We start from the raw sequence: 7,817 nt of genomic DNA, 5'->3' as shown, positions 1-7,817 counted from the left end.
TTTGAACTTGAAACGGATGATATGGGCCATGAAATGACGCCAGTGGGCGTCTTTTTTCTTGTCAATTTTCCAATACAGATTTTTAAAGAGTACTTTGTCAACAGCTCCACTTTGTCCCGAGGTGGCCGCCGGAAAGGAGGCGGTATAACTGATTGATGAAGATGTTTCCCGGCGTACCATAGCAATTTCTGTCCGGGCCAGCAAGCTAACGGCGCGGGGCCTTGCCTATGTGCTGGGGGCTGTGGGCCGGAAGATCCGCAAGGCTTACCGGGAACACCAAACGCCCCACGGCAGGCAGAGCGTGAAAAAGCTCATGGGACACGGCGCGGCTACAAACAGCATTGAGCTTTCCGGGGACACGAAGGCTTTTGACCGGGTGGCCCGGAAGTGGAATGTAGACTATGCCTTTTATAAAACCGGGCCGGACAAATACCTGTTGTTTTTCAAGTCGGGGCAGGCGGATGCGATCACCGCCTGCTTTTCTGAATACTCGCGGAAGGTGCTGAATAAATCCAAATCCCGCCGCATCCCCATCCGGGAACAGCTTAAACAGGCGGCGGATCAGCTTGCGAAGGAAAAGCCCCGCAAGCGGGAACGGGTAAAGGAGGCGGTTCGTGAGGACAGATAACATCAAAAAATATGTACTCCCCAACATCCCCTATCTGTTTGTGCTGTGGGCCTGCTTAAAGCTGGGGACGGCTTACCGTCTGGCCGCTGGCGCGGATTTCGCCCATAAGCTCATGGGGCTGGGGCAGACTATCGGCCCGGCCTTTGCCGACTTTGCGCCGGGGCTCAATCCCTTTGACTGGCTCATCGGCATTGTGGGTGCGGCAGGCTTCCGCCTGCTGATCTACTTCAAAAGCAAGAACGCAAAGAAATTTAGACGGGATGAAGAATACGGATCGGCCCGCTGGAGTGCATAATTTTAAGTGTAAAGGAACTCTACATGGACGCACAGGAGGTTATGCACATGACTGATTATAGCAAAATCACAGCCCTTTACTCCCGCCTTTCCGTAGGCGACGAGGACAGGGACGGCGGCGAGAGCAACAGCATACAGAACCAGAAAATCTTTTTGGAGAACTACGCCAGAGGGCAGCACCTAACCAATATCCGGCACTACATCGACGATGACGAAAGCGGCAGATTTTTTGACCGTTCTGCCTACTCCCGCATGATGGACGATGTGGAAAACGGCAAAATCGGTGTCTGCATTATGAAAGATCTTACCCGCTGGGGGCGCGACTATCTCCAAGTCGGCAACGCTATGGAGATATTCAGACGGAACAACGTGCGCTTTATCGCGGTCAACAACGGCATTGACAGCGAGAAGCCCGACACATTGGAGTTTGCCCCCTTTATCAACATCATGTCGGAGTGGTACGCAAAGGACATCAGCAAGAAAGTGAAAACGGGCATTAAAACCAAAGGCATGAGCGGAAAGCCGATTGCCACCGAAGCCCCCTATACACATACCCCTAACAGTATGGAGGTGTAAGAATGAGACAATGCATGGACGCAGATAATTTGCACCGTCGTCTGAAGAAAATCATTGGTCAGGTTCAAGCCATTGATCGTATGGTGGATGAGGACGTGGCCTGTGAAGATATCCTATCCCAAATCAATGCGGCAAAATCCGCTCTGCACCGGGCGGGTCAGGTCGTTCTGGAAGGGCACATTAAGCACTGTGTCCGGAACGGAATCGAACATGGCGATGCCGATAAGACCATCGAGAGTTTTACAAAAGCCGTAGAACGCTTTGCGAATATGAAGTAAGGTCGACAAGTCAGCCTACTTCGGCTGCCTTGTCTTTTACCTTTGACACTCACGACTCCCCATAATAATGAAACAACATCATGTTTGGTTCGGTTTATTCGCGCAAAAACATTTTTCTTGACAAAGGAAGCTCTCTCTATTCAATCATAACGTATAGTTAGCGCCCGCTAATCCAGGCAGAATAGCAGACGTTTTCCATTTCGGTCTGTATTAGCGTTACTAACCTCATGCCTCAGGATAGGCTTACAATATAAGGAGGAAGCTTATGTCAGAGGATATGCTGATCCGCCATTGCTCTGCCACCCTTGCGGAGACCAAAACGGGAAGTCTCTTTTCCTATACCTGTCCAAGCCGCGAGGCTCTGACAAAGGCACTGGGACCGTCGGATGAAACCAGAGCGACAGCAACGGTCCGGTCTTGCATCCACAATTTTCCACGCGTCTGCATGGCGTTTTCCTGCTAAAGTGGAGAAAGCCGTCCTTAACAAGCTCAGTTTTCACGTTCCTTCCGGTTTACCCAACGGCATAGTCCCTAAAACAGCGGCGCCGCAGGCCTTTTGCCTGCGGCGCCGCTGCGAAAAAAGAGGAGATGAATGTATGCTAGTGGAAACACCGAACCAGGTTGTATACACTGATGCCGGTAATCACCAGTAGCAACCAGAAAAAGAGCCTGTCCACCGCCCTGTTGTCCATCCGGCGGCTGAAGCTGCGGCCTATGGTGCCGCCCAAAACGCCGCCTGCCACCATGGCGGCAAGCACGGTCCACTCAAACTGGGGCACCGTGTTGCGTACCACCGTGTTCAGGAAGCTGGCCCCCTGGGAAAAGAGGATGATATACAGTGAATTGAGGGCGGCGGTCTTGGAGTCCATGGAAAAGAAGTAGAAGAGCACCGCCAGGTTGATAGGCCCGCCACCGATGCCAAGGAAGGAGGACAACACCCCCAGCACCAGGCCGATGACCAAACAGGCCGCACCGTTTTTTACGTCCAGTGTGCGGATGCGGGTCCGGTTCAGGGTATAAGCCAGCACCCCCAGGGTGAGGGCGATCATCAGAACCTGCTGGGCTACTGATACCATGGCTCCACCGGCAGACCGCACCAGTTCAAAGAGCTCCTTGCCCACGATACCGCCCACCGCCCCGCCGATGGCCAGCAGGGTACCTCTCCGGGGCTCCACCTTAAGCTCTCCCCCGATGCTGCGCACCATGGAGGTAATGGTCATGGCCAGTACGGTGCAGCCGGAGAGGAAGCTGATGGTTGCCACCGGCAGGCCGGAAGTGGCATCCATCACCGGCTTGATGATGACGCCCCCTCCCACCCCGCTGATGCCGCCGATGGTAGTGGCGATGATACACACCAGGAAGTCAAACAGCGTCTGCATGGCAACTACCGCAGGGAGATGAACCGGCTGTCATAGGCCCCGATGAGGGGCTCGCAGTAGGCCTTGAAAGCGGGCCGGATGCTGGCCCCGTCGTCGCCGATCCACTCCAGGGGGAACTTTTTCTCGGCGTTGGCCACCTGCTCCAGGGGAATGAGGATGGTCTGGGAGGCATAGGGCTCCCGGGCGGTCTCAAAGCCCACCATGTAGCCGGTCTTGCCCGCCACAGCGGAGCGGACGGCGCAGGCGCCGGCCTCCTCGGCCTCCTTCTGGTCCACCTCGGACATAAGGGCCACGCTCACCCGGCCCAGCAGGCCGGGCTTCTCAGACCGGGACTTGAGGCCGGTCTCCCGCATGATCATGTCGCTGAGGGCCTGGGCGGCGCCGCCGGGTACCTTGTGGCCAAAGCCGTCCACCACGCCGGAGTCGGCTACGGGGGAGCCGTCGGCATAATGGATGCCCTCGGAGATCGTGACCAGAAGGCCGCGGCCTTTGGCCCACTTCTCCTTTACGGCAGCCAGGAACCGCTCCTTGTCGAAGGCCACCTCGGGCAGATATACCAGCTGCTCACAGGGCATCAGATCGGCATACAGGGCTGAGGCAGCGGTGATCCAACCGGCGTTGCGGCCCATCATTTCCATCACCACCACGTGGATGGGCAGCGCGGATACATCCTGGGCCAGCTCCAAGGCGGAGACGGCGGCGTACTTGGCGGCCGAGCCGAAGCCGGGACAGTGGTCGGTGACGTCCAGGTCGTTGTCGATGGTCTTGGGGATGCCGATGACCCGCAGCTCATAGCCGGTCTCCACCGACAGGTTGTAGATCTTGTTGCAGGTGTCCATGGAGTCGTTACCGCCGTTATAGAAGAAATAGCGGATGTTGAACTTCTTGAAGCACTCCAGCACGGCGGGATAGTCGGCGTCGGTGAGCTTGCGGCGGCAGGAGCCCAGGGCGGAGGCGGGGGTCTTGGCCAGCAGGGCCAGATCCTCGTCGGCAAACTTGCCCAGGTCGATCAAATCCCCGGCCAGGATGCCCTCGGCGCCAAAGCGGGCGCCATAGATGGTCTCGATCTCGCCGTGGAGCTTGGCCTCCCGGACAGCCCCCAGCAGGGAGCTGTTGATGACCGGGGTGGGGCCGCCGCCGTGGGCGATGAGCATATTTCCTTTCAGCATAACAGCGCCCTCCTTACACATTGCTCAGGTCGTCGTCCTTCATGCACAGATGGACGGCGCCCAGCTTGAAGGTCTGGGGCAGAGCCAGGATATTGGGGTTCTCCCCCACAAATTTCTTCTTGGCGTCCTCCAGAGCCTCCTCGAAGGTGGCCCTGGTCTTAAGGCCCATACCCCGGGCAATGCCGGGCTCCTGAGCGCCCACGATGTAGATGGCGGAGGTGTTCATCTCGGCGATGTGGCCGCAGCTCATCATGGAGAAGCCGTGGAAGGGGTGGAAGGCGTTGCAGAAGCGGTACTTGCGGATGTACTCCTGGTTGGTGGCAAAGTATTCGCCGTACCGGTCCATGTCGGGCAGAATGTTCATATAGTCGTGCTGGAACATCTCGTACAGCTCCCGCAGGTAGGGCCACCGTTCATCGTGGAAGTAACCGTTGCAGATGGAGGAGCAGATGATGACGCAGTTGTCCTTCATGACCCGCTTGTGGCGGATGACCTGGGCGGAAAGGGCCTGCATCATCTGGATGGGGTTTGTGCCCATGCCGTTGCCGTAATGGAAGGCCTGGGGCATACCGAACACCATCACGTCGTACTTCTTTTCGGCATAGGGCACGTAGGTGCGCTGGTTGGCCAGCTTCCAAGACTCGGGCTGCATCACCTTGGCGTAGCCGGAGTAGATGGCGATCTGCCGGGAGTAGGTGTCCAGGACCGCGTCGCAGCAGAAGAAGGGATGTCCCATCTTCTCCTCCATGTGCATGCCGATCTCGTCGAACTTGGTGCGCATGAGAGAGTGGCCGGACACAGGGGTGAAGTCGTCCCGGTGCATGACCTTGGGTACATGGTGGCTGGCGATGCTCCGCCAGTGGGTGATGCCGGTGGCGCAGTGCTTGTAGCCGCCGGAATAACCGCCGTAGGGATTTCCCTGGGTATGGCCGATGAGGATGGGCAGGTCGCAGTCAAAGACATACTTGTTCATCAGCACCGGGTCTCCCCGCTCGGTGGTACCCAGGTCCACCATGTGCTCGTAGTCCTCGGAGTCGTGGCTGGTGATCTGATTGGTCCAGTAGAACTCGCTGAACAGCTCCTCTCCCAGGATCTGCTTCATCTCGGATACGGTGGCCCGGGGGTGCAGGCCGTTGGAGAACATAAACAGGATGTCCTTCTTCTCCACACCGGCGGCGTACAGCTCGTCCAGGCAGGCCCGGATGGACACCTTCCGATGGGAGGTGGGCTGGCAGCCGCCCTTCACGATGTCAGGGATGACAAAGACCACCGTCTTGCCGGGACCGGCCAGCTCCTTCAGGGGCTTCATGCCCATGGGGTTGCGGATGGAGTCCAGGGTGGCCTTGTACAGGCTGTCCCAGTCCTGGGGCAGGCAGGGGGGATCGGGCACGGTGGTGCCGGGGATAAATACGTCGGTGTTGTCGGGCAGGTTGGCGCTCATCAGGCCCTGGCCATATTCAAAGTCAAGCTTCATGTATTGTCTCCTTACTTACCCAAATAGGTCTTGATGATCTCCAGGTATTCCTCCGGATAGAAGCCGATCTCCCCCTGGAACCGGGTCAGGGCAATGAGGCCGCCGTCGATCTCGTCGATAGAGGCCAGCATCTCGGCGTTGTCCACCTTCAGGCCGCCGCCGTACACCACGTCCAGGCCGCCGGTCTGCTCCTTGACGAACCTGGCGATCTTGGTGATGTACTCTTTGCCGGCGGGGGTCTTGCCGGGGCCGATGGACCAGATGGGCTCGTAGGCGATGACCACCTTGGAGGGATCCACCCCGTCCAGGCCGATCTTCAGCTGATCCCCCAGCACCTGCTGCCACTGCTCCTGCTCCTCGCTCTTCTCGCCGATGCAGTAGAGCACGGTCAGGCCCTGCTGAATGGCCAGGCGTATCTCCTGGTTGAGCAGCCGGTTGACGGCGGCGGTATCGGTGACGCCGGCCTCGGCCAGCACGCCCATCTTGTCGTTGCGCTCCTCGCAGTGGCCGATGATGGTGGAGGTACATCCCATGGCCCTGACAATGGAGGCGGGGCGGTTGGTGGTGAAGGCGCCGAAGTTGCCCCCCACCGCGGTGTTCATGCGGTAGACGCTCTGGGAGCCCACCTGCACCGGGCTGTGCTCACACCGGGCGGCCACGGCACCCAGGATGTGGGCCTCGGGGAAGTACTGGACAAACTCCGCCTCAGCGGGGTCGTACTTCTTCAATCCCTCCTGGGTGTGCTCCACGATATACTTGCCCCAGTCAGTCACCGGGGCGATGCGGTTGACCCCGCCGAACTCCACGGGTACGTCAAACCGCTTCAAATTCAGATAGAGATGCTTCATTCCCGCTACTCCTTACTTCTTGTAGAAGTCGATCATGTCCTCCAGGGACTTCTGCTGCACCAGAGGCGCCTTGCCGTAGGAGCCGAAGCCCACGATGAGGGAGCCCACGGCCTCCTTCACGCCTGCCTCCACCCGGCTCATCAGCAGGGCCACGTCGTCGTCAGGCAGGTTTCCGGTGAGGACGGTGTCCATGATGGGCGGGAAAAACACACGGGGATCGAAGGCGGACTTCTTCTCCTCCAGCAGGGCGTACACGCCGCCGATGGAGGGGCTGTTCTGGAGGGCAGGCTGCTGAGCAAAGAGCTCCTTCATGTTGCGGGTGACAGCCAGGCGGATGTCGGTGTCCACATTGATCTTGCGGATACCGCAGGGGATCGCCTCCATGAGCCGCTCCACCTGGATGCCATAGGCGTTCTGAATGTCGCCGCCCAGATCGTTGATCTCCTTGACGATGTACTGGGGCACAGTGGAGGAGCCGTGAGACACCAGAGCGCAGAAGATGCCCAGGCGGTTGATGCACTCCTTGATGGCGATGGGGATCTCCTTGCGGAGCTTGGCGTCCTTCCCCTTATTGGCGCCGTGCTGGGTGCCGTAGGAGATGGCCAGGGCGTCCACCTCGGTCTCCTGGATAAAACGCACCGCGTCCAGAGGGTTGGTGTAGGTGGAGGTAGCGGCAAACACATGATCCTCCTGGCCGCCCAGCACCCCCAGCTCGCCTTCTACCGACACACCACGGGCGTGGGCATACTTGACCACCTCACGGGTGAGCTCAATGTTCTGCTCCAGGGGAAGAGAGGATCCGTCGATCATGACCGAGGTATAGCCTCCCTCGATGGCGGCCACACAGGAGTCGAAGTTTTTTCCGTGGTCCAGGTGGAGCACCACGGGGATGGGAGAGTTTTCGCCGTACTTCTTCACGGCGGCGGCGATGTTGCGGGCCCCCTTCTTCTTGTCCTCCAGGGTGCCGTTGGCAAAGTCTACCCGGCCGCCCATGAAGGCGTTGGCCAGGTCGGCGCCCTGCAGGATGGCGGGGGAACGGAAGGTCTCGTGCATCTCAATGACGGCCTTGGCCTGGGCCACGGCGTTGACGTTGAACGCGCCCTGGGCATAGTTGTGCTGCTCAGCAGCTTCCATCAAAGGTCTCAGGGGTACCAGCGGCATAATAATTCCT

Annotated in this window: 8 protein-coding genes and 1 pseudogene; 3 read left to right on the top strand and 6 right to left on the bottom strand. The window is 58.8% G+C overall.

The window, feature by feature from the left end:
* Positions 1 to 180: hypothetical protein (locus tag H6B51_RS09375; RefSeq protein WP_204883430.1), on the bottom strand; the 180-nt coding region annotated here is incomplete at its 3' end.
* On the opposite strand from H6B51_RS09375, the gene H6B51_RS09370 reads away from it, so the two are divergent.
* From H6B51_RS09370 to H6B51_RS09355, 3 genes and pseudogenes are all read left to right on the top strand, one after another.
* Positions 149 to 628 (top strand): PcfB family protein, encoded by a 480-nt coding sequence (locus H6B51_RS09370; protein ID WP_326928751.1) that lies wholly within the window; start codon positions 149 to 151, stop codon positions 626 to 628. The genes H6B51_RS09375 and H6B51_RS09370 overlap by 32 nt on opposite strands.
* Positions 615 to 1,414, top strand: a pseudogene (locus tag H6B51_RS18460) (recombinase family protein); the annotation flags it as partial. The gene H6B51_RS09370 and the pseudogene H6B51_RS18460, both read left to right, overlap by 14 nt.
* 86 nt (positions 1,415 to 1,500) lie before the next feature.
* The gene (locus H6B51_RS09355; protein ID WP_204883428.1) at positions 1,501 to 1,776 is read left to right on the top strand and encodes a metal-sensing transcriptional repressor; all 276 of its coding nucleotides are present in this window, start codon (positions 1,501 to 1,503) and stop codon (positions 1,774 to 1,776) included.
* Positions 1,777 to 2,375: 599 nt separating this feature from the next.
* Here H6B51_RS09355 and H6B51_RS09350 read toward each other — a convergent pair.
* The 5 genes from H6B51_RS09350 to H6B51_RS09330 are packed head-to-tail and all read right to left on the bottom strand — an operon-like array spanning position 2,376 to position 7,807.
* On the bottom strand, positions 2,376 to 3,155 hold the full coding sequence (locus tag H6B51_RS09350; RefSeq protein ID WP_204883427.1) for a sulfite exporter TauE/SafE family protein: 780 nt from the start codon (positions 3,153 to 3,155) through the stop codon (positions 2,376 to 2,378).
* 5 nt (positions 3,156 to 3,160) lie between these two features.
* Positions 3,161 to 4,324, bottom strand: coding sequence for a 6-phosphofructokinase (locus tag H6B51_RS09345; protein WP_243421219.1), 1,164 nt, complete (start codon positions 4,322 to 4,324; stop codon positions 3,161 to 3,163).
* Positions 4,325 to 4,337: 13 nt separating this feature from the next.
* Complete coding sequence (locus H6B51_RS09340; protein WP_204883425.1) at positions 4,338 to 5,798, bottom strand: lactate racemase domain-containing protein; 1,461 nt, start codon at positions 5,796 to 5,798, stop codon at positions 4,338 to 4,340.
* Between the two features lie 11 nt (positions 5,799 to 5,809).
* Positions 5,810 to 6,646 carry a triose-phosphate isomerase gene (locus tag H6B51_RS09335; protein WP_204883424.1) on the bottom strand — a complete coding sequence of 279 codons (837 nt, stop codon included), beginning with the start codon at positions 6,644 to 6,646 and terminating at the stop codon, positions 5,810 to 5,812.
* Between the two features lie 12 nt (positions 6,647 to 6,658).
* Positions 6,659 to 7,807 (bottom strand): class II fructose-bisphosphate aldolase, encoded by a 1,149-nt coding sequence (locus tag H6B51_RS09330; RefSeq protein WP_204883423.1) that lies wholly within the window; start codon positions 7,805 to 7,807, stop codon positions 6,659 to 6,661.
* Between the last annotated feature and the right edge of the window lie 10 nt (positions 7,808 to 7,817).

The organism is Pseudoflavonifractor phocaeensis (genome assembly GCF_016901955.1).
GTDB lineage: Bacteria > Bacillota > Clostridia > Oscillospirales > Oscillospiraceae > Flavonifractor > Flavonifractor phocaeensis_A.
This window is presented reverse-complemented; position numbering and strand designations above follow the sequence as displayed.